This window comes from Micromonospora sp. M42 (genome assembly GCF_000568915.1).
GTDB classification, from domain to species: domain Bacteria; phylum Actinomycetota; class Actinomycetes; order Mycobacteriales; family Micromonosporaceae; genus Micromonospora; species Micromonospora chalcea.
The window spans coordinates 6,551,894-6,574,021 of sequence record NZ_KK037233.1 but is presented as its reverse complement, the minus strand read 5'-3'; the positions used below and the strand labels follow the sequence as shown (position 1 = coordinate 6,574,021).

The 22,128-nt window shown below is 74.5% G+C and carries 14 protein-coding genes and 2 pseudogenes; 9 read left to right on the top strand and 7 right to left on the bottom strand.

Going from position 1 to position 22,128, the window contains the following annotated elements:
- Positions 1–1,026: 1,026 nt before the first annotated feature.
- The 5 genes and pseudogenes from MCBG_RS30430 to MCBG_RS30410 all read left to right on the top strand — a co-directional run bounded on the left by MCBG_RS30430 (position 1,027) and on the right by MCBG_RS30410 (position 9,315).
- Positions 1,027–2,082, top strand: coding sequence for a fibronectin type III domain-containing protein (locus tag MCBG_RS30430; RefSeq protein WP_223201393.1), 1,056 nt, complete (start codon positions 1,027–1,029; stop codon positions 2,080–2,082).
- 207 nt (positions 2,083–2,289) lie between these two features.
- Positions 2,290–4,854 (top strand): fibronectin type III domain-containing protein, encoded by a 2,565-nt coding sequence (locus MCBG_RS30425; protein WP_181373778.1) that lies wholly within the window; start codon positions 2,290–2,292, stop codon positions 4,852–4,854.
- A 25-nt stretch (positions 4,855–4,879) separates the two neighbouring features.
- The gene (locus MCBG_RS30420) at positions 4,880–5,875 is read left to right on the top strand and encodes an AAA family ATPase (RefSeq protein WP_043329831.1); all 996 of its coding nucleotides are present in this window, start codon (positions 4,880–4,882) and stop codon (positions 5,873–5,875) included.
- Positions 5,876–5,877: 2 nt separating this feature from the next.
- Complete coding sequence (locus tag MCBG_RS30415) at positions 5,878–7,032, top strand: DUF58 domain-containing protein (protein ID WP_043329830.1); 1,155 nt, start codon at positions 5,878–5,880, stop codon at positions 7,030–7,032.
- A pseudogene (locus tag MCBG_RS30410) lies at positions 7,008–9,315 on the top strand (DUF3488 and transglutaminase-like domain-containing protein). Before MCBG_RS30415 ends, MCBG_RS30410 begins: the two are co-directional and overlap by 25 nt.
- A 24-nt stretch (positions 9,316–9,339) precedes the next feature.
- On the opposite strand, the gene MCBG_RS30405 reads toward MCBG_RS30410, so the two are convergent.
- Together MCBG_RS30405 and MCBG_RS30400 are read right to left on the bottom strand one after the other, a co-directional pair.
- Positions 9,340–10,140 (bottom strand): SDR family oxidoreductase, encoded by an 801-nt coding sequence (locus tag MCBG_RS30405; protein WP_043329829.1) that lies wholly within the window; start codon positions 10,138–10,140, stop codon positions 9,340–9,342.
- A 1-nt stretch (position 10,141) separates the two neighbouring features.
- Positions 10,142–11,116: an LLM class F420-dependent oxidoreductase gene (locus MCBG_RS30400; protein WP_043329828.1), complete on the bottom strand. Its 975-nt coding sequence runs from the start codon at positions 11,114–11,116 to the stop codon at positions 10,142–10,144.
- Positions 11,117–11,260: 144 nt separating this feature from the next.
- Between MCBG_RS30400 and MCBG_RS30395 the strand changes: the two genes are divergently transcribed.
- Both MCBG_RS30395 and MCBG_RS30390 read left to right on the top strand, forming a co-directional pair.
- Positions 11,261–12,472: a low temperature requirement protein A gene (locus MCBG_RS30395; protein ID WP_043331146.1), complete on the top strand. Its 1,212-nt coding sequence runs from the start codon at positions 11,261–11,263 to the stop codon at positions 12,470–12,472.
- Between the two features lie 53 nt (positions 12,473–12,525).
- The gene (locus tag MCBG_RS30390; protein WP_043329827.1) at positions 12,526–13,365 is read left to right on the top strand and encodes a DUF1028 domain-containing protein; all 840 of its coding nucleotides are present in this window, start codon (positions 12,526–12,528) and stop codon (positions 13,363–13,365) included.
- A gap of 2 nt (positions 13,366–13,367) precedes the next feature.
- On the opposite strand, the gene MCBG_RS30385 is transcribed toward MCBG_RS30390, so the two are convergent.
- Complete coding sequence (locus tag MCBG_RS30385; RefSeq protein ID WP_043329826.1) at positions 13,368–14,039, bottom strand: maleylpyruvate isomerase N-terminal domain-containing protein; 672 nt, start codon at positions 14,037–14,039, stop codon at positions 13,368–13,370.
- 8 nt (positions 14,040–14,047) lie between these two features.
- Positions 14,048–14,929 carry a phosphatase PAP2 family protein gene (locus MCBG_RS30380; protein WP_043329825.1) on the bottom strand — a complete coding sequence of 294 codons (882 nt, stop codon included), beginning with the start codon at positions 14,927–14,929 and terminating at the stop codon, positions 14,048–14,050.
- A 92-nt stretch (positions 14,930–15,021) separates the two neighbouring features.
- Between MCBG_RS30380 and MCBG_RS30375 the strand changes: the two genes are divergently transcribed.
- Positions 15,022–15,711 carry a DUF3159 domain-containing protein gene (locus MCBG_RS30375; RefSeq protein ID WP_043329822.1) on the top strand — a complete coding sequence of 230 codons (690 nt, stop codon included), beginning with the start codon at positions 15,022–15,024 and terminating at the stop codon, positions 15,709–15,711.
- 288 nt (positions 15,712–15,999) lie between these two features.
- Here the strand turns inward: MCBG_RS30375 and MCBG_RS30370 are convergent, their stop codons facing one another.
- Positions 16,000–18,897, bottom strand: a complete 2,898-nt coding sequence (locus MCBG_RS30370) for a glycoside hydrolase family 48 protein (protein WP_181373777.1) — start codon at positions 18,895–18,897, stop codon at positions 16,000–16,002.
- Between the two features lie 854 nt (positions 18,898–19,751).
- On the opposite strand from MCBG_RS30370, the gene MCBG_RS30365 reads away from it, so the two are divergent.
- A complete protein-coding gene (locus MCBG_RS30365; protein WP_043329818.1) occupies positions 19,752–21,245 on the top strand; it encodes a GH1 family beta-glucosidase in 1,494 nt (497 codons plus the stop codon).
- 51 nt (positions 21,246–21,296) lie between these two features.
- On the opposite strand, the pseudogene MCBG_RS30360 reads toward MCBG_RS30365, so the two are convergent.
- Together MCBG_RS30360 and MCBG_RS34555 are read right to left on the bottom strand one after the other, a co-directional pair.
- Positions 21,297–21,718 (bottom strand): annotated as a pseudogene (locus MCBG_RS30360) (roadblock/LC7 domain-containing protein).
- Positions 21,715–21,933, bottom strand: coding sequence for a hypothetical protein (locus MCBG_RS34555; protein WP_223201392.1), 219 nt, complete (start codon positions 21,931–21,933; stop codon positions 21,715–21,717). Before MCBG_RS34555 ends, MCBG_RS30360 begins: the two are co-directional and overlap by 4 nt.
- Positions 21,934–22,128 lie beyond the last annotated feature (195 nt).

The window sequence follows — 22,128 nt, the reverse complement described above, 5'->3', positions numbered from 1 at the left end:
GTGCACGGGCGGCCGGTGGCGCCGCCCGTATCCGGCCCGGCGTCCCCGCTACCGCCCCCACCGGTCATCCCGCCGCCATCAGCGAGGCCGAGCGCCGAGGTGCCTCCAGCCTCCGTTACCCCACCTCCGTCGCGGATGCCGTCGGCTGGAGTCGTGCCACCGCCGCCTCCGCCGACCGTGCTGCCGCCGGCACCGCGCATCCCCGCACCGGCGAGCGGTGTCCTACCACCACCGCCGGTAGTGACGGTCGCCCCGCCGACCCCCACCTCGGCCCCGCCGGCTCCGCCTTCGGTCAGCACGCCCGGCTCGACGGCGTCCCCGGCCGGTGCCTCTCGGCCCGAAGCGGATTCCACGCCGCCCTCTGCTCCCACTCCGGCGCCGACGTCGACCCCCGTGCCGCCACGGCCAGCAGCCGTCCAACCGGTGGCCGGGGCCGCAGCCGCTCCTCCGTACACCGCCACGGACCGCACGGCCGGGACCGGAACGGCAGCAACCTCGGAAGTCCACCCCGCAGCGACCGAGGCGAGCGCGAGCGGCCCTGGCGCGGGTACGCCGCCGACCGTCCCCGGTGGACCGGGCTGGGACAAGCCGACGATCCAGGTACAGCAGATCGGCCCGCTGCTGGAGGAGGAGTCGGAGCGCCAAGCCGCGACAGCGGCCGCCGGCACCGCGTCCAAGCCCTCGGTATCCGGTCCCGTCAGCGCACCGCCGGTGGACGGCACCCAGAGCAGCGGACCTTCGGCCGACACACCCGTGGTCAGCGGACCCCCGGCCGGCACACCCCCGGTGAGCGGACCGCCAGCCATCGCGCCGCCGGTGAGCGCGCCGCCGGTGAGCGCGCCGCCGGTGAGCGCAGGCGCACCCGCTGCCAGCACGCCCCCGGGTGAAGCACGACCTCAAGCCGGCCCACCACCGATTGGTTCACCGTCCACGCCACCGGTGAACAGGCCAGCCCTCGGCACGCCCACGCCGCCTCCCGTCAGCGCGCCGCCCACGCACCCGGTCAGCGGCCCACCGGGGCAACCGGTGAGCGGTGCGGCCGCGTACCCGATCAGCGGAATTCCGGTCAGCGGCTACCCACCACCGGTCAGCGGACCACCCGGCCAGGGCGGCTACACGCCGGTGAGCGCCCCGCCCGGCGAGGGCACCTACGCCCCGCCCGGCCACAGCGCCTACCCGCCGATCAGCGCACCACCTGGCCATACCGGCTACCCTCCGGTCAGCGGACCACCCGGTCACGGCGACTACCCGTCACTGGCCGGCCAGGCACATGCGGCGCCCGTCAGCGCCGCGCCGGTCAGCGGCGGCTCCGTACCGCCGTGGGGCATGGTCGCGCCGCCGTGGAGCAGTGTCGCCCCGTCCCAGCCGGTCGACCGGCCCGCCGACCCCGAGCAGGACACGGACGAGCCTGACCCGGACGAGCCGACAAACGGCGACGCGGCCGGACAGGCGGAAGGGGACGCGCCGGAACGGAACCGGCCGATGCCGATCTACGAGGACCTGCTGGACTTCCCCGAGTCCACGCGACCCGAGCCGCCGGCCCAGCCGGAGCCGGGCGCCTGGCCGGTGAACCCGCCGATGTTCCACCAGCCGGCGCCGGTCCAGCCGCCGGGCGCGTACCCGATGGAGCCGGAGCGGCCGGGCCGCAACCGCACGGTGCTGGCCCTGGTGGCCGGGGGCGCGGTGCTCGCGGTGGTGGCCGTCGTCGGCGTCGGCGCGGTGTTGCTCAACCGGGAGGCGGCGCCGCCGCCCGCTCCCGCGCCCGCGTCCGGTTCCGCGTCGCCGAAGGTGGCCGGTCCGCCGCCGGGCGACTTGCAGCTACGGGACGACACCACGACTGTCACGGTGACCTGGACCGACCCGACCAACGGCGGGGTGCCGTTCGTGGTGGCGGGTGGCCGGGCCGGGCAGAAGCTCGGGGTGATGGCCACTGTGGACGCGGGGCAGACCCGCTACACGGTGAACGGGCTGAGCGCGAAGCTGGACTACTGCTTCACCGTGCTGGCTGTCTACGCGACCGATTCGTACTCGACCTCGGGTCAGGTCTGCACGGACCGGGAGGGCGGCGCGACGCCGAACTGACGGTCCGGGGACGCCACGCTCGGTGTCCACAGGGGGACGGTGCGGGTTTCACCGGCACCGGGCGGCACCTATGATGGCTCCCGGCTCTGGGGAGGGTCGACCTCGCGCGGGTGCGCCTCCCCCACCGACACGGGGAGGCAGCCGGCAGTGACCACCATCGAGGACGTCACGGGCACCGGGCCGGAGCAGGCTCGTCCACGATCGCGTATGCGGGGCGGGCTGGTGACCATCGGCACGGTGGCCGCGCTGCTGGCCGCGATGGGCCTGACGGTGCTCGGGCTGGGCGCCGCGGACAACGCGGTGGCGAGCTACGACGCCTCCTCCTGGTTGTGGAGCACCACCCGCGGCGAGCTGGCCCGGGTCAACGGCGTCACCGCGCGGGTGGACACCCGGATGGAGGTGCCGGGTGGGCGGCGGCACCAGATGCAGGTGGCCCAGACCGACCGGCTGCTGATCCTGCGCGACCTCAAGACCGGCCAGGTCAGCTCGCTGGACCTGGCGACGTTGCAGATCACCGCGACCACGCCTACCGCGCCGGGGCTCGGGGTGAGCGTGGCGCTGCACGAGGACGCGGCGTTCGTGGTGGACGCGGTGCAGGGCATCGTCCGGCAGCTCGACCCGCGGGCGCTGACGCCGGTGGGCGAGCCGGTCCGCTACCCGCCGGGCATCGCCGGCGGCACGTTCGACGGCGCCGGCAAGCTGTGGATCGCGGTGCCGAGCGAGGGCACCGTCTCGGCGGTCACCGCCGCCGAGCTGCCGGAGACGCCCGGTGACGCGCCGCCCGCCGGGCTCAGCCCGAAGCGCGTCGAGACGTACGACGTGGCCGAGCCGGCGCACGAGCTTGTGGTGTCCACGCTGGACGAGGGCGTGGCGGTGCTGGACCGCACCTCGGCGTCGCTGGTGACGGTGGTGGGCGGCCGGACCACGCGGGCCGAGCTGACCATGACCGCGCCGGGCTACCTGCCGACCCGTACCAGCGGGCAGCAGGTGCCGGTGACGGTTCCCGGTGAGCGGTCGGTGCACGTGGTGCGGGACAGCCGCGAGGTGAAGCGGTTCACGGTGCCGGGCGACGGTGTGCGGCTCAGCCCGGCGGTGGCGTGGGCGGGCCGGTTCTACTGCGCCGACGAGACGACCGGCACGGTCTACGCGTTCGACGCCGAGGGGCAGCTCGTGCAGACCGTGAAGGGCGCCAGCCGCCCCGGTCCGGTCGAGCTGGAGGTGCGCGAGAACCACCTGTTCATCAACCCGCCGGACTCGTCCACCGCGCAGGTGGTCGACGACCGCAACCAGGTGCGTGAGGTCGACAAGTACGCGAACGACGTGCTGGGCGGGGATCCGCCGCCGGTGGCTCCGCCGCCGCCCGCGCCGAAGAAGCCGAAGGTGTCCAAGCCGGGCGCGCCGAAGTCGGTCACCGCCGCCGCCGGTGACGCCTCGGCGCGGGTGAGCTGGCAGGCCGCGGCGTCGAACGGCGCCGAGATCACCAGGTACGTGGTGGAGGGCGCCGGTCAGACCCGCCAGGTCGGCGCGAACCAGCGGTCGCTGGAGGTGACCGGCCTGACGAACGGCGAGACGTACACGTTCTCGGTGCACGCGGTGAACGCCAAGGGTGAGGGGCCGGCGCGGCGCAGCAACCCGGTGGTGCCGACGGCTGAGGTGCCGGACCCGCCGGCGTCGGTGACCGCCGAGGCGCGGCCGGACGGCACGGTGCGGGTGAGCTGGCCCGAGGCCGACGGCCAGGGCAACAAGATCGCGAAGTACGCGGTGACGGCGACCTCGGCGGGCGCGAGCGCCCCGGCGGGCGAGTCGGCGAAGACGGAGCTGGTGGTGGCGGCCGGGCAACTGGAGTACGGCACCCAGTACGCGTTCACCGTGACGGCGGTGAGCGAGAAGGGCGCCGGGTCGAAGGCGTCGCCGGTGAGCAACACGGTGGTGCCGTTCACGGCGCCGAAGGCGCCCGGCGAGCTGCGCGCGTCCACTGTCGCCGACCAGCCGGGCACGGTCGCGGTGCAGTGGTCCCCGGCGGTGGACAACGGCCGCCCGGTGACGAAGTACGTGGTGGAGGCGGCCGGGAAGTCCGTCGAGGTCACCGATGTGCGGGCCACTGTGGGCGGCCTGGGCAACGGCCAGAACGTGACGGTGAAGGTCAAGGCCGTGAACGAGGCCGGGGCCGGGCCGGAGGCGAGCACCACCGCGCGGACGGTGGCCGAGCCGCGGATCACGGTGACCGGCTCGTCGGCGGACGCCACGTCGGTGACTGTGACGTTCACCGTGGACGCGGGTGGTGGGCGGGCCTCCTGCACGGCGGCGACCGGTGGGAAGACGGCGAGCGGCAGTTGTTCCAGCCTGCGGGTGACCGGGCTGACGCCGGGTACCGCGTACACGGTGACGCTGACCGCATCGAACGCCGCCGGTAAGGGCACGGCCAGCCGCGCTCAGACCACCGACCCGGTGTACGGCATCGCCACCTGCAAGAACGGTCCGGACGGCGACCAGCGGACGTACTGCGACAAGGACGTGCCGGGCCGCAACGGCAATGAGATCTTCGAGGTCACCCGGCAGGACAACGACCGTCAGGCCGGCTGGGTGCCGGACGGCCGGCGGCTGCGCACGTACTGCAAGGCCAAGGGCGAGGAAGTGGACGCCTGGATCTACAACAACAACAAGAAGAGCACCTGGTGGATCCAGGTGGAGTACAAGGGCAAGACCTACATCCCGTGGGCCTGGCTGAACCTGGAGGGCGGCGACGACCTCGACGTGCTGCCCACCTGCTGACCGCACCACCCCGAGAGGCGCATCCGTGAACACGCACGAACCGCTCAGCCAGCCGGAGGTGCAGGGCTTCGCCGCCCTGGCCGCCCGGCTGGCCGACAACGTCAACGCGGTCGTGCTGGGCAAGCCGCAGGTGGTGCGGCTGGCGCTGACCGCGCTGTTCGCGCAGGGGCACGTGCTGCTGGAGGACGTGCCGGGCGTCGGCAAGACCACGCTGGCGCGGGCGATCGCGGCCACCGTGAAGGGGCAGTGGCGGCGGATCCAGTTCACGCCGGACCTGCTCCCTTCCGACGTGTCAGGGGTGACGATCTTCAACCAGGCCAGCCGGGGTTTCGAGTTCCACCCGGGGCCGGTGTTCGCCAACATCGTGATCGCCGACGAGATCAACCGGGCGTCGCCGAAGACGCAGTCGGCGCTGCTGGAGGTGATGGAGGAGCGCACGGTCACGGTGGACGGCGTACGGCATCCGGTGCCGCAGCCGTTCCTGGTGGTGGCGACGCAGAACCCGGTGGAGATGGACGGCACGTACCGGCTGCCCGAGGCGCAGCTCGACCGGTTCCTGGTGAAGCTGTCGGTCGGCTACCCGGACGAGGCGGTCGAGGTGGAGGTGCTGCGCGGCGCCACGGTCCGCTCCCCCGACTCGCTGACCGCCGTCACCGACACCGCCACTGTCGGCGAGATGGTGAACATGGCCCGGCGGGTGCACATCGCCGAGCCGCTCTACGCGTACGCGGTGCGGCTGGCCGCGGCGACCCGTACCCATCCACAGGTGCGGGTCGGGGTGAGCCCGCGTGGGGTGATCGCGCTGACCCGGGCGGCGTGCGCGTACGCGCTCATCGACGGCCGGGGCTGGATCATGCCGGAGGATCTGAAGGCGCTCGTCGAGCCGGTGTTCGCGCACCGGCTGCTGCTCACCCCCGACGCGCAGGTGCGTGGTGTGACGTCCGCCGAGGTGCTGCGCCAAGCGGTCGCGTCGGTGCCGGTGCCGTTGCCGACGGGCCAGGCCACGCCGGTGCACGGCTGAGCGTGGGGATCACCGCCCGTGGCATCGGGCTGCTCGTCGCCGCCCTGGTGCTGCTCGGCGTGGGGTTCCGGTACGCGTACCCGGAGCTGACGGTGCTCGGCGCGGCGGCCGGGGTGGCGGTCGGCTACGCCGTGGTGAACGCGGCCTGGCGGCCCCGGCTGAACGTGGCGCGGCGGGCCGACCCGGACCGGGTGGCCCGGGGTGAGCCGGCGGCGATGGAGCTGACGGTGCGCAACACCGGGCGGCTGCGGGCGGCGAACCTGGTGGCCGAGGACCGCTGCGCGGGGGCGCTGGTGCCGGTTCCGCTGCTGCGGTTGCGTCCGGGCCGGGACACCGTGGTGCGCTACGACGTGCCGACGCACCGGCGCGGCGTGGTGCCGGTGGGGCCGCTGCGGGTGGTGCGCCGGGATCCGCTGGGGCTGGTGGCGCTGGCGCGCGGCTACGGCGGCACGGTGCCGGTGTGGGTGCACCCGCGCATCCACCCGCTGTCCGCGGTGCCGACCGGTGCCGGGCGCAGCCTGGACGGGCGTACCGACAGCGTGCCGCACGGGTCGATCACGTTCGACTCGCTGCGGGAGTACGTGGTGGGCGACGAGTTGCGCCGCGTGCACTGGCGCACCAGCGCCCGGGTGGGTGAGCTGATGGTGCGGGAGAACGTGGACACCAGCCTGCCGCGCCTGGTGGTGGTGCTGGACAACCGCGCGTCGGCGCATCCGGGCCGGGTGGGCGGGGTCGCGGAGTCGTTCGAGTCGGCGTGCGAGGCGGCCGCGTCGGTGGTGGCCGCCGCGGTGCGGGAGGACCTGCCGGTGCAGCTGCTGTTCGTCGTACCGGGAGAGGTGGAGCCGGAGGGCGCGGCCGGGCCGCTGGACCGGCTGGCCGCGGTGGAGCTGGCGGACGCCGGGCCGGACGTGCTGCCGGCCGCGACCGGGCGGCTGCGCCGGGACCGGCTCGGTGACACGCTGGTCTTCCTGACCGGGCCGGGTGGCCGCGACGAGCTGGGGCACGTCGGCGCGCTGCGCGGCGCGTACCCGTCGGTGGTGGTCGGGGTGTTCGGCGCGGACGGGCCGACGGCGGCCGGCGCGACGGGCCTCACGGTGCTGGACGCGGCGGACGGCGCGGCGTTCGCCGCCGAGTGGGACGGGGTCCGCCGGTGGTGACGCTGCCACGGACCCAACCGGCGGCGGAACGCGCGGTCCGGGTGCTGCGGGCCGTGCCGGTACCGGCCGCGCTGATCGTGCTGGTCGCGCTCTCCGGCGTGGTGCTTGGCCGGGTGTACGCGGATCCGCTGCTGACCCGGCTCATGGCCGGCGCGGCCGTCGGGTCGGTGCTGGTCGGCGTGGCCGCGCGGCGGCTGCCGTCCTGGCTGGTGGCGCCGCTGTCGGTGGCCGCGATGGCCGGGTGGACGCTGTTGTCGCTGCGGCTGGCCGCCGTGCACGCGGCGCTGCCGGGCGGGCTCGGCGAGGTGACCGCCGACGCCGCCCGTAACGCTATTCCCCGGCTGCTCACCGCGATGATTCCGGTCGAGGCCGGCGCCGGACACGGTGCTGGTTCCGGTGGTGGCCGCGTGGCTGACCGGGCTGACCGCCGCCGAGGTGGCGCTGCGCGCCGGGCGGGTGCTGCTGGGCTACCTGCCGCCGGCTCTGCTCTACGCCGGGGCGCTCTACGTGGTCGGGCCGAATGCGGATCCGGCGATTGGCCCGACGGTGGTGTTCGCGGCGGTCGCGGCGGCCGGCCTGGCGACGCCGGGGCGTCGCGACGGCCCGGCGCCCGATCCGGTCGCCGGTCTGACCCCGGCGGTACGCGCGGCGGTGCGGCTGCGGCTGGTGGCGGCGAGCGCGGCCGGGCTCACGGTGGTGGTGGCGTTGGCGGCGCTGCTCGCCCCGGTGGTGGCCGCCCAGGTGGACGAGCGGCCGGTCGATCCGCGCCGCTACGTGGAGCCGCCGCGGGTGGAGTCGTTGGACGAGAACCCGCTGATCCGGATCTCCGGGTGGGCGTTGAACCCGGATCAGCGGCTGCTGGACGTGCGCACCGTCGCGGGCGCGGGCGACGGCGGGGCGCCGCGGATCCGGCTGGCGGTGCTCAGCGACTATGACGGGGTGACCTGGCGGGTCGGCGCCACGTACCGCAACGCGGGGCGGATCCTGCCCGCCACCGAGCCGGCCCCGAAGGCGGCCACCGACGAGGTGCGCCAGGAGATCACGGTCGGCGACCTGACCGGACGGCTGCTGCCGGCGGTGCCCACGCCGCGCGAGGTGACCGGCGCGCGGGTGGCGTACGACCCGGCGACCGGGACGCTGATCCGTCCGGAAGGGCTCGGGCCGGGGCTGCGGTACGAGGTGTCCTCGGTGCGGGAGCGCCCGGACGTGAACCTGCTGCCCACGGCGAACGTGCCCGCCGGTGACGAGGTGGCCCGGGTGCTGCGGGTGCCCGACGGCGCCCCGGAACCGCTGCGCCGGCTGGCCACCCAGCTCGCCGAGTCGAACGGTGCTCCGTACGCGCGCGCCGACGCGATCGCCACGTTCCTCGCCGAGCACTACCGGGTGACAGCCGACGCGCCGAGCGGGCACGCGTACCCGAATCTGGCGTTCTTCCTGTTCGGGCCGCGCAACGGCGGCGGGCAGCGGGGCACGTCGGAGCAGTTCGCCGCCGCGTTCGCGGTGCTCGGCCGCCTCGCCGGCCTGCCGACCCGGGTGGTGGTCGGGTTCGGGCCCGACGGCGACGGGCCGGTGCGGGCGGCCGACGCGTACGCCTGGCCGGAGGTGCTGTTCGACGGCGTCGGCTGGGTGCCGTTCGATCCGATGCCGCGCCCGGACGAGGAGCCCCGTCCGGTGGAGGAGGACTTCCGGCCGCAGCCGGAGGACCCGCCGCCGTCGGAGGTGCCGGCGCCCACCGAGGAGCCGAGCGCCACGCCTCCGGCTGCCGCGCCCGCACCCGGCCGGAACGAGGGCGGGCTCGGCACACCGGCGCTGGTCGGCGGCGGTGTCGGCGGACTGGTGTTGCTGGTCGGCGCGGTGCTGGCGGCGCTGGTCGCGATGCGCCGGCGGCTGACCCGCTCCCGTCTGGCGGTGGGCGATCCGGGCGAGCGGGTCGCGGGAGCGTGGCGGGAGCTGACCGACGCGCTGCGTCTGGCCGGGCATCCGGTCGGGCCGGACCTGGCGGCGGCGGAGGTCGCCGAGCGGGCCCGCCGGACGCTCGCCGAGGCCCGCGCGGCGCGGCCCGGAGAGGGCGCGGCGATCGACGGCCCGGACGGCGCAGCGGTGGACGAGCTGGCCGCTCTGCTCAACCAGGCGGGTTTCGCACCGGGCAGTGTCACGCCGGAACAGGCGGACCGGGCCGCACGGCTGAGCGCCGGCTTCGCCGACGCGCTGCGTGCGGCCCGGTCGCGGTGGCGACAGGTGCTGTGGACGATCCATCCGGGGCCGCTACGGTGGCGACGCTGACCGGACCGCCCGCGCCGTGAGGGCTCAGCGGTCGGCGGCGCGCAGCTTCCGGACGAGCTTGCGCAGCCCGGCCTGCCAGCCGTCCGGGTCCTCGGCACGGCGGCGGGCATAATCGGCCACCTCGGGGTGCGGCAGGATCAGGAACCGTTCCTCGGCCAGCCCGGCAATCACCGCGTCGGCGACCTGATCCGGGCTGAGGATCGTCCCGGACGCGGCGATCACCCGGGCGCCCAGGTGCCCCTCGGTGAGGCCGTCGGCGAGCATCGGGGTGTCCACGCCCTGCGGGCACAGCGCGCTGACCCGGATGCCGGCGTCCCGGTAGGTGATCGCCAGCCACTCGGCGAGACCCACGGCGGCGTGCTTGGTGGCGGTGTACGGGGCGTCGCCGACGGCGGTCAGCAGTCCGGCCGCCGAGCAGGTGAGCAGCAGGTGGCCCTGGCCCCGGCTGAGCATGCCGGGCAGCACCGCGCGGGCGCTGTGCAGGTGCCCCAACACGTTGACCCGCCAGGCGCGGTCCCAGTCGGCGTCCGGCGCGTCGATGCCGCCGCCGGTGGCCACTCCGGCGTTGGCGCAGAACAGGTCGATCCGTCCGTGGCGGCGCTCGGTCTCCTCGACGAGCGCGCGTACCGCCGCCTCGTCGGTGACGTCGAGGCCGACGCCGGTGGCGACCGGGCCGATCGCCTCGGCCGTGGCGCGGGCCGCGTCGGCGGCCAGGTCGGCCAGCACGACGGCGGCGGCGCCCTCGGCGGCGAACCGTCGGCCCAGTGCCGCGCCGATCCCGCCGGCCCCGCCGGTGATCACGACCACCCGGTCGGTCAGGTTCATCTCAGGCCACCTTCCCGGGGCCGAGCCGGGGCAGCAGATCCATCCAGGCCGCCGCGCCGCCCTCGGTGATCTCGGGCGTGGGGAGCACCGCCAGCACCGGCACGTCGACGCCGTTGTCGGCGTAGCGGCGGACGGCGGCCGCGCACTGCTCGGGTGAGCCGTGCAGCACCAGCGCGTCGACCACCTCGTCCGGTACGGCGGCGGAGGCGCCCCGCCGGTCCCCCGCGGCCCATGCCGCCCACATCGGACCGAGCGTGTCCTCGCGGCCCAGCCATCTGTGGAAGGCCGCGTACGCGGGGACGGTGAGGTAGCCGGTGATCATGCGGCGGCCCAGCGCGCGGGCGTACGCGGCGTCCTCGGTGGGGCAGACGAAGATGCGGGCGGCCACCTCGAACCCGGGGCGGCGCTCGCCCACCTCGGCCAGGGCGGTCGGCACGTCCTCGGCGGCCAGCCAGTTGAGGATCACCCCGTCGGCCTCGGCGGCGGCCAGGCGCAGCATGCCGGGGCGCAGCGCGGCCAGCACGACCGGCGGCGGCACGCTCGGGGGACGCTCCAGCGTGAAGCGCCGTACGGCGAACGTGTCGAACGCGCCGTCGACGGTCTCGCCGCGCAGCGCGGCCCGCAGAAACCGCAGCACGTCCCGGGTCCGTTTGAACGGCTCGTCGAATTCGATCGCGTTCCAGTCCCGCACCAGCACCGGCGAGGAGGCGCCGACGCCGAGCGCGAAGCGGCCCGGCGCCGCCTCGGCCAGCGCGGCGGCGCTCATCGCCAGCAGTCCCGGACCGCGGGTGAACACCGGTGTGATCGCGGTGCCGAGGCGCAGTCGCGGCGACCAGGCGGCGGCCAGGGCCAGCGGGGTGAACCCGTCGGCGCCGGCCACCTCCGAGGACCACACGTCGGTGAAGCCGGCGTCGTCCAGGGCCGCGTAGACGGCGGCGTGGTCGGCGAGCGGGATACCGCCCAGCGGCACTGTCATGCCCCATCGGTTCGTCACCCGTCGATGGTGCCCGTCCGGCACCGCCGCGAGCAAGATCCAGACCGATATGGGCGATCGGTGCAGAGACGCCGGGAAAGAGTGTTACGACTGCCGGATGAGGTGGACCGGGGACGGGGCAGCGCGGTGAGGACCGCCGAGCCGGCCGCGCTGCGCAGCTCCGGCGGCGGGCCCGACCGGGCCACGTTCCTGGAGCTCTTCTTCGACCTGGTGTACGTGTTCGCGCTGACCCGGATCTCGGCGCGCGCCTTCGAGGACCTGGTGCTGGAGGGCGGGCAGACGGGCTGGTCGGCGGTGACCGGCGGCGGCAAGACGCTGCTGCTGCTGGTCGCGCTCTGGGCCGTGTGGCAGGGCACGGCGTGGACGACCAGCCGCTACGACCCGCACCACCTGTGGTTGCAGATCATCGTGATCACCGCGCTGATCTCGGCGATGGTGATGGGGGTGGCGATCCCCCGCGCATTCGGCCACAGCGGCCTGATGTTCGCCACCGCGTACGTGGTGGCCCAGGTGAGCCGGCCGGCGATCCTCGTGCTGGTGCTGCAGAACCAGCAGTACCGCCGGCTCAAGCGGCGCATGCTGATCACGTTCTGCGCCACCGGCGTGCTCTGGCTGGCCGGCGCGCTGCTGCCGGTGAACGCCCGGGTGGCGCTCTGGACCGCGGCGCTGGTGCTGGAGTACCTCGCCGCCCGGTTCGGCTGGCCGGTGCCGGGCCTGGGCCGGTCCACGGTCTCCCGCTGGGACATCCACGGCGAGCACCTGGCCGAGCGCTACCAGCAGATCTTCCTGGTCGCGCTCGGCGAGACGATCCTGCTCGCCGGCCTGTCGTTCACCCGCTCCCCCACCAGCCCCGGCATGGTCACCGCGTTCGCCGTCGCGCTGGCCACCTCGGTGCTGCTGTGGCGGATCTACGTGCAGCGGGCCGGGCAGATCCTGGGCGAGGCGGTGACCCGGGCGGCGCACCCGGCCACCGTCGGCCGGTCCGCCGCCGACACCCACCTGGTCATGGTGATCGGCGTGGTCGCCACCGCGATCGGCTACGAGCTGGTGATCGAGCACCCGATCGGGCACAACGAGCTGCCCTGGCTGGCCGTGATCCTCGGCGGGCCGGCCGTGTTCCTGGCCGGCCGGGCCCGCTTCGAGTACGAGGTGTTCGGCCGGGTCTCCCCGTCCCGGCTGGTGGGGATCGCCGCGCTGCTGCTGCCCGTACCGCTGCTGGTGCGCCTCGCGCCGCTCGTCGCGTCGGGCTTCGCCGCGGCGGTCCTGACGGCGGTGGCGGTCGCCGACGCCCGGCGGGCCTGGGGCCGGCCGCCGGAGGACGCCGCGCCGCCGTTCTGAGCGGTGCAGCCGGAGCGGGGCCCCGTGCCCGCCCTGCGGGCTACGATCCGCGCGTGACCTTCTCGCTCGTCGCCCGCTCCGCCGACGGGCGCCTGTTCGGAGTGGCAGTGGCCAGCCGGTTCCTCGCCGCCGGGGCGCTGGTGCCGGCCGCCGAGGCGCTGGTCGGGGCGGTCGCGACCCAGGCGCACGCCAACCTCGCCTACCGGGCGCAGGCGCTCGCGCTGCTACGGACCGGCGTCAGCGCCACCGACGCGGTGGCCGGGCTGGTGGCCGCCGATCCGGGACGCGACGACCGGCAGCTCGCCGTGGTCGGCGCGACCGGCGACGGGGCCACCTGGACCGGGCCGCGCTGCCACCCGTGGGCCGGTGGGCAGGCCGGCGACGGCTGGGCCGCGCAGGGCAACATCCTGACCGGCCCGCAGGTGATCGACGCGCTGCGCGACGCCTGGCTGGCCCGTGCGGAGCTGCCGTTCCCGCAGCGGCTGCTGGCCGCGCTCACCGCCGGCGACGCGGCCGGCGGCGACCGGCGCGGGCGGCAGAGCGCGGCGATGCTCGTGGTGCAGCGCCACGGCGGCTACGCCGGAACCGGCGACGAGCTGGTGGACCTGCGGGTGGACGATCATGTGGACCCGGTCTCCGAGCTGCGCCGCCTGCTCGGCATCCACCACATGCTGTTCGGCCGCCCCGATCCGGCCACGCTGCGCGACCTCACCGGTCCGCTCGCCGCCGAAGTGGCCGAACTGCTCGCCGCCACCGGGCACCCGGTCGGCCCGGCCGGACTGGACGAGGCGCTGGCCGCCTGGACGGGTCTGGAGAACCTGGAGGAACGCTTCGTGCCCGGCCGGATCGACCCGATCGTGCTGGAGCACCTGCGGCGCTGCGCCGGGCGCTGAGGTCAGCCGCCGAAGGCCAGCCGGCCGATGCCGGCGCGGGTCAGCTCCGCGCGCTCGTCGCCGGTGACCGGCAGCCGCCCGGTGGCCTTGCGCAGCACGGTGAGCGCATCCCAGCCCAGTCCGGGCGGCACCGGCGCGCCGCCGGTGAGCACGCCGATCACCACGTCCGCGGCGGCCGGGGTCAGCCACGGCGTCCGGTCCAGCGCGTCGGCCAGGTCCAGGCCGTGCACCGCGACCTCCACCACCCGGGTACGCAGGAACTCCGGCAACGCCATCGCGTCACCGTGGCGGGTACGCACCACCCGTGCGGGCGGTTCAGCGGCGACCGCCTCGTCGGTGGCGCGCCAGGCCCGGCCGAACTCCGCCGCCACCTCGGCGGCGCCCGGATGCTCCCGGGCCGCACGCTGCGCGCCCTCGACACGGTCCCGGTCCACCGGCGGGCTGAACTTGGCCGCGCCGAAGTAGGCGGCCGCGTCCACCTCGGCCCGGGGCGGCGCGGGCTCGGCGAGCATGCCCGCCAGGCGTCCGGCCCCGGTGCTCACGTGCGCGATCAGGTCGCGCACCCGCCACGGCGGGCACGGCGTGGGCCGGTCCAGCGCCGCGTCGTCCAGGTCGCGCAGCACCCGCTCCAGGCGGTCGCACTCGGCCCGGAACGCCGCCCGTACCGTCTCCATCCGCCGGATCAGCCCTTCCACCGGGGCACCAGCCGGTGCACCACGACCAGCACCAGCGCGGCCACCACGGCGATCGTGCCGGCGATGCCGGCCGCGCTGCCCGCGTACCCGACGAAGAGCTGACGGCGGCTGAGCGCCTCGACGGGGATCGTGGAGCGGTCCACCAGCCAGGACAACGCGAGCGCGGAGGCCAGCAGCGCCACCGCGCCGGCGCCGCCGAGCACGGCGGCGGTCACCCGGTGCGCGTCGCCGGGCTCGACCACCGCCTGCTCCCGCTGGAAGACCAGCAGCACCAGCCCGGCGACCGCGGCCCACGCGCCGACCACCAGGTACGCGGCGACCGCGTCGCTGGGCCGGTGCCAGCCGGCGGAGAGCGTGGCGACGCCCGCGGCGGCGGCGTACCCGGCGCCGAGGAACGCCCCGGCCGCCCGCAGCTTGCGCGGCAGCACCAGGATCAGCGCGACCGCCACCGAGGCGGCCACCGAGGTGTGGCCGCTGGGCAGGCTGTTGCCGGCGGCGGCCCGCTCCGGGTCGATGCCGAAGTCGGGCCGGACCAGGAAGTGCTTGAGCAGTTGCGTGGTCACGTTCGCGCCGGCGATCAGCAGCGTCGCGGTGACGGCCAGCGCCTTGCGGCCCCGGATCAGCGCGATGAAGCCGATCACCGCGGTCGCGGCCAGCAGCGACACCACGGACATGGCGTTGAGGAGCGTGTCGACCGGACCGTCGATGCGGTCCTGGCCGATCTGGTTGCCGGTCAGCGCCACCGTGTCCAGCCACTGGCCCAGTTCGGTGTGCACGGCGAAGCGCCACACCAGCACGAACGCAGCCGTCTGCAGCAGGGCCAGTACGACCAACCAGACCGCCGTCCAACCCCTTGCCGTCTCCCGCACCCGGACAACTTAACGGTAGGGCCGCCGACGCGCGCGGCGGAGCGCCATCGGCTTCGGCGTACGGTGAGGCGGGCGATCCGAGGAGGTGGGGCGTGACCGGCACGCCGCAGCGGGAACCGCAGGCCGGGCCACGGCCGGAGTCGCTGGCCGACCTGCTGGGCGGCCGGCGCGGGGCGGTCGACGCCACGCTGCCGCCGCTCGCGTTCGGGCTCGGCTGGGTGCTCGGCGGGCTGCGCGGCGGTGTGCTCGCCGCGCTGCTGACCGGCACGGCGGTGGCCGGCTGGCGGTGGCGGCGCGGGGACCGCCCCCGCTCGGTGCTGATCGGGCTGCTCGCGGTCTGCGTGGCCGCGCTCGTCGCGTTGCGGACCGGCCGGGCCGAGGACTTCTTCCTGCTGCAGATCGCCGCCAACGCGGCGAGCGCGCTGGCCTGGGCGCTGAGCATCGTGGTGCGCTGGCCGCTGCTCGGCGTGGTGGTCGGCACGGCGCTGGGCCAGCGGACCCGGTGGCGGCGTGATCCGGCGCTGCTGCGGGCGTACGGCCGGGGCAGCTGGGTGTGGGCGGGCACCTACGTGCTGCGGTTGGCGGTGTTCATCCCGCTGTGGCTGGACGGGCAGGTGGTCGCGCTCACCGTGGCGCGGGCGGCGCTCACCTGGCCGCTGATCGCGGCGGCGCTGGCGTCGAGCTGGGTGGTGATCCGGCGGTCGCTGCCGGCCGGGCATCCGGGACTGCGGCACCCGGTGACGGCGCCGGTGCCCGGCGGTGAGCCGGTCCGGGAAGAGTAATGGAGAGGCCGCCACGGGGGGAGCGGCCTCTCCGTCAAATACGTTACTCCGTCCACGGCCCGGATGTGATCCCGTGGACCGCTGAATTTTGCGTGCCTTTTCGCGCCATGGGTCGTCACCGGGCGGAGTGGTGGGCCGGCCGGTCCGCTGCGTCGGCCGGACGGCCGGCCCACCCGGCCTGACCGTGGGCGTCAGGCCGTCCGCCGACCCGGCCGCTCCGTTCCCCCATCGGCCGGGTCGGCCTCCTTCGTGGGCGGGCGCGAGCCCGCCCACGAAGGAGGGGTCACCTCACCCCTGCGGGAAGTAGGTGCCGTAGTCGGCGTACGCCATGGCGATGTCCGCCTGCGCCCAGAACCGGTGGTAGTTGAAGACCGGCTCGGGACCGCCGTCCAGGTACGCCTGCACCTTCGGCCAGTCCGGGTCGTTCTTGTAGAACGAGCGGATGTCCAGGAAGCTCTTGCCCGGGGCGATCACGTCACCGTTGGGCATCTTCCCGGTCCAGCCGTTGGGGATGTAGAGGCCCTGGCCGTCGGCGGCGTTGTAGACGTCGTCGAAGCGCTTGTAGTCGCCGCGCTTCTCCGGCGTCGAGACGCCCTTGCTGTCGGCGGCCGCCGAGAGCGCGTCCAGCAGGCCCTTGGCGGTGTCCTTCGCCGCGGTGTTGCCGGATTTCGCCGCGTACGCGATGAGCGTGCGGGCGTAGGCGCCGGCGACGCCGACGTCCTGGCCCTTGACCGTCACCTCGACGTGCAGGTTGGTGTTCGGCTGCGGGCTGCTGGGGTTCCAGTTGGCCGGCTGGCCGGTCCACTTCATGTCCGACGGGATCGACCAGTCGGTGCCCAGCGTGGTGTTGGCGATCGCCCACGGCACCCACTTGTCCAGCAGCGCCTTGGCCTTCGCGTTGCCGGTCTCCAGGTACAGCTCGGCGATGCGCTGCATCGACCAGGCCTGCATGCCGAACCACTGGTTCGACGGCGGGTCGTTGTAGACCGGGTCGACGTCGTAGAACATGCCGTAGAAGGTGGCGGTGCCGGCCGGCGGCTGGGCGTAGCTGCCGTCCCAGCTGTTGGTGGCGCCACCGGCGATGCCGCCCTCGGCCGACTGGAGCCAGGTGTAGAACTCCAGCTGCCGGTCGAGGCTCTTCTGCCAGTCGGAGGCCGCGGTCGGCGACTTCGGCTTCAGCTCCGCGACGTTGGTCATCACCCAGGCCGCGAACGGGTTCTGGTAGCCGAAGTGGCTGTGGCTGGACCCGATCCGCCACGACCAGTTCTGCGAGGCGTCGTACGCGCCGCCCCAGGCGTAGTACCAGGAGAGCAGGTAGTGCGCCGAGTCACGGCCACTGGCGGCCGGGCAGGTGCTCGCGCCGACGCAGTTGCCGATCTTCTTGAAGTACTTGTCGAACAGCGCGTAGCGCAGGTAGTCGCCCATCTTGGCGGCCTTGGCCACGGTGGCCGCCACGTCGCCCGCCTTGCCCTGCGCCTTGGCCCAGGTCAGCGCCCAGTAGGCGGCCTGGACGGCACGCGCGTCGGCGTCCGGGGCGTTCGTGTACTTCCACTGCTTGGCCGGGGCGTTGGACTCCTTGACGAACAGGTCCAGGTAGCCGTTCGGGCCGCCGTGCTTGAACGTGTCGCAGGACGGCTGCGGCACGGTCTCCCACACCGACTCCTGGGTGCCCCGCTGGAAGGTGTTGATGTACGCGGGCCGGGTGGTGCCGTCGCCGCAGCGGCCGTAGCCGTACGTGTTGTCCACGTCGAGCAGCCAGTGCATGCCGTAGATGTCACCGGTGCCGTAGGTGGACTGCAGCTCCGAGCGCAGCGGGTCCTGGCCGACCGGGACGTTGGCGTCCAGCGTCGACGGGTACTGGCTGGGCAGGTTGTGCTCGGCGGCGTACTGCGGGGTGCCGGGCGAGCCGGCCGTGGCCTGGTCGGCGTGCGACGGGATGATGTACTTCTCCATCACCGTCCAGGCGTTGTTGAACGGGGCCCAGTTCTGGGTGACCCGGCCGTACTGCGCCTCCAGCCAGAGCCAGAAGCTGAACGCCTCCGAGGTGGTCTCGTGGCCGTGGTCGGGCGCCTCGACGATCAGCGTCTCGATCGAGTGGTACGGCACGCCCTCGGGGCTGAAGTACCCCGAGTTCTTGATCTTGCCGTACTGGTCGAGGAACTTCTTGATGTAGGCGTTGTCGCCGCCGGGGCTGTCGTTGTCCGCCTCGGTGGCCACGACGGAGACCGGCGCGTAGCCGGTGGCCGACGCGGTGATCGTGGCGGTGCCGCCGACCGTGTCGGCGTCCTCCGCGGCGGAGACCGTGGCGGTGACGCCGGTGCTCCAGTTGCTCGGGGTGAGCGTCAGCGTGGTCGGCGACACGGTGATGTCGCTGTCACCGGTGACGGCGAGGGTCACCGGCACGTTGGCGCTGGGCGCCGCGCTGAGCGTGTACCGGACCGTGGCGCTGCCGCCCTCGCTGACGGTGACCGCGGACGGAGTGGCGACCAGCTTCGGCCCGGTGGCCGCGGTCACTGTGAACGACTTCTCCGAGACCGCCGAGGCGCCGGCGTTGTCGTACGCCTTGGCCTGCACCGTGTAGCTGCCGGCCGGCAGGTCGAGCAGGTCGTAGCCGTACGGCGCGGTGGTGTCGGTGTTGACCAGCAGGCCGTTGCGGTAGAACTCGACCTTGCTGATGGTGCCGTCGGGGTCGCTGGCGGTCGCGGTCAGCGGGACGTCCGCCGGCGCCTCGAACGGGCCGGACGGCACGCTCAGCGAGACCGTCGGCGGCTGGTTGGTCTGCGCGCCGTTGCACGCCACCCCGTTGAGGGTGAACGCGGTGGGCTTCGGGTTGCTGCCGCTGAAGCTGCCGTTGAAGCCGATGCTGGTGGACGCGCCGGTGGGCAGGCTGCCGTTCCACGACTCGTTCGTGGCGGTCACCTCGCTGCCGGACTGGCTCCACCGGGCCGACCAGCCCTGGACCACGCGCTGGCTGCTGTTCGGGAAGGTGAACTTCAGCGACCAGTTGTTGAGCGCGTCGCCCAGGTTCTTGATGGTCACGTTGGCGGTGAAGCCGTTGTTCCAGTCGCTCGACGCATACGTCACGTCGCAGGCGGGCGCGGCCTGGGCGGCGCCCGCGGGCAGGGCCACCCCGCCTATGACGAGGGCGGCGGCGGCGAGCATCGCCGTACGGCGACGTCTGGCCAGAAGTCTCATGTGGGCGGTGTCTCCTCGGACCGGGCCGGGACCTCGGGGTCCCGGCGGGGCGCCTCCACGCGTCGACGGGGCGTACGCGGGGGGACGGAGGCGTCCGGAAAGGTGGTCGTCCCGGCCGTGCCGGGGATCGGGGCGCCGCACCGGTTGTCACCGGGTGCCCTCGGCGGCCCGCGCTCGCGTCACTGGCTCCGCGTGGCGTGACGAGAGTGTGACATGGAAGCGCTCCCACCACAACGGCCAGCGCAGATACGCGCTTCCATGTTTCGATCTCGTTTAGGGGCTTTTCCAAACCCGTGACGGGCGTTACAGTCGCAGCATCGCCGATGGGAGCGCTTCCATCGACGGTGATACAAGTACTGGATCGCCGGGTACGCCCGTGCCCGGCGCGTCGGCCCAGAGGCCGGCGGCGGACCAGCCCGGACGCCGCCACCGGCCGCCACCCGCCAAACGGAGGGAGGTGGAACCAGAGCCACTCGCGTGGCCCGGCTCCCGCGCGACGCGCACGACGGACGCCAATTCCACTTCGTGCGTGTGTGCACCATCGGTGGGGACGGGGGTTGCCCTCCCCCGTCCCCACACTAAACCCCCGTTGTCGACGGCAAAAGAGGCCGACGGGACAGGCGTGACACGCCACCCGGACGGCCTTTCTCGCTATCCACCCCACCCCTCGCCGCTCACGCCGCCCCGAGCGGCGTTCCCGAGCGACGCCCCCGCCCACCCACTTTCCGGCCGCCCGCCGGCCGCGCCGCACCTCGCCGCGACCGCCGGATCAGGGCCGGCCGCTCCCTGGCTATGATGGGAGCGCTCCCGGCCCAGGGCGGCCCGTCACTCCGAGGAGAAACCTCATGTCGTTACTCACCCGACGGCGCCTGCTCCGCCGCGCCGCCCTGTCCGCGACCGCGGCCGGCGCGGCCCGGACCGGGCTCGCCGGCGCCACCGCGACGGCGACCGCCGCGTCGACAGTCGCGCTCGGCGGCTGCGACAGCCCGCCCGAGCGCGCCACCGACCCGGAGCAGGACCGCGGACTGCGCTTCCCGGACGGCTTCGGCTGGGGCGCGGCGACCTCGGCGTACCAGATCGAGGGGGCCGCCAAGGAGGACGGGCGGGGTGAGTCCGTCTGGGACACCTTCAGCCACACGCCGGGGCGCATCCGCAACGGCGACACCGGCGACGTCGCCGCCGACCACTACCACAGGTACGCGCAGGACCTCGACCTGATGCGCGACCTGGGACTGCGCAGCTACCGGTTCTCCATCTCCTGGCCCCGCATCCAGGCCGACGGCTCCGGCCGCCCCAACCAGCGCGGCCTCGACTTCTACCGCCGCCTGGTGGACGGGCTGCACGAGCGTGACATCGCGCCGATGGCCACGCTGTTCCACTGGGATCTCCCCCAGGCCCTCCAGGACGCCGGCGGCTGGGAGAACCGGGACACCGCCGAGCGCTTCGCCGAGTACGCCGACGCGGTGTTCCACGCCCTCGGCGACCAGGTGCCGGTCTGGCTGACCGTCAACGAGCCGAAGACCGTGGTGCAGAACGGCTACATCTTCGGCCACCACGCCCCGGGCTTCCGGGACGAGGACGCGGCGTACCTGGTCGCCCACCACCTCCAGCTCGCCCACGGCCTCGCCGTGCGGGCGCTGCGCGCCTCCGGCCTCACCGGCCGGATCGGCCCCGCCCTCAACCTGCACCCCTGCTACCCCGCCGACGACAGCGCCGAGGCGGCCGCCGCGACCAAGCTCCACGACGGCTACGAGAACCGCCTCTACCTCGACTCGATCTTCAAGGGCGCGTACCCGCAGGACGTGCTGGACGACCGCGGCCCGGACAGCCGGATGGTCCGCGGCGTCCGCGACGGCGACCTGAAGATCATCTCCAGCCCGGTCGACCTGCTCGCCGTGCAGTACTACACGCCGATCTACGTCACCGGCGACGGCAGCACGGTCCGCAAGTGGCCCACCTCCGAGGCGGAGTGGCAGCAGATCTACCCCGAGGGCATGTACGACATCCTCACCCGGGTCACCCGGGACTACGGCCGGGTGCCGATCACCATCACCGAGAACGGCCTGCCCTGCCCCGACGTGCCCGGCGCGGACGGCAACGTCGACGACGCCGGGCGGGTCAGCTTCCTGCGCGACCACTTCGCCGCCGCCCACCGGGCCATCGGCGACGGGGTACCGCTGGAGAGCTACCACGTCTGGTCGCTGCTGGACAACTTCGAGTGGGCCGAGGGGTACGAGCAGCGCTGGGGCCTGGTCTACGTGGACTACGCGAGCCAGCGGCGGGTGCTCAAGCGCAGCGCCCACTGGTACCGCGACGTGATCCGCCGCAACGGGCTGTAGGCGGTGGCGGCCCGGCCGGCTGCGCGCCGGCCGGGCCCCCGCATCGGCGGATCAGCGCGGCAGCGCCTGCTGCAGCTCGGCGCGCAGCGCCGGGGTGAGCATCTCGCCGGCCTGTTTGGCCAGCCGCGCCATCTCGTAGCCGACCACGCCGATGTCGGGTCCGCCCCGGCCAGCGTGGCCAGGATCGAGCCGTCCCGGATCTGCATCACCAGGAAATAGCCGCGCCCCATCTCGACCACTGTCTGCTTGACGACGTCGCCGTCGAACATCTGGGCCGCGCCCGCGGTGATGCTCATCAGGCCGGAGGTCACCGCGGCGAGCTTGTCCGCGTGGTCCCGGGGCAGATGCGCCGAGATCGCCACCAGGAGCCCGTCGGAGGACACCACCACCGCGTGCGCCACCCCGGGAACGCGCTCCGCGAACGCGTTCACCAGCCAGCTCAGGTCGCGTGCCTCCTGGCTCAACGTCGTCACTGTCGTCGTCCTCCTTCGTCGCGCGGCAGGTACATCTCGGTGGTCTCCTCGGCCTCGGCGCGCCGCACCCCGCTGTAGAGGCGCGACAGCATGCCGCCGACCGCCTCCGGGTCCGGCTCGTGCCGCATCACCGGGCGGTCGGCCACGGAGGCCGGGGCGAGCTGGGCCATCGGCACCCGTACCGGAAGTCCCCGCTCGTTGGTCCCTCCGGTCACCGGCGTCGGCGCCGGGGCGGGCGTCACACCCAGCGGCGACGCCGTCGGCCCCTGCCGGCTGAACCACCCACCGCCGGCGGGTCCGGCGACAGCCGGGGGTCAGGACGTCCTCGGCCCGGGCCGGCCGGGGGCGCGGCACGGCGCCGGCCGGCGCGGCGGGCGCCGGCGATCCGGACGTCGGCGCCTCCGGCCCGT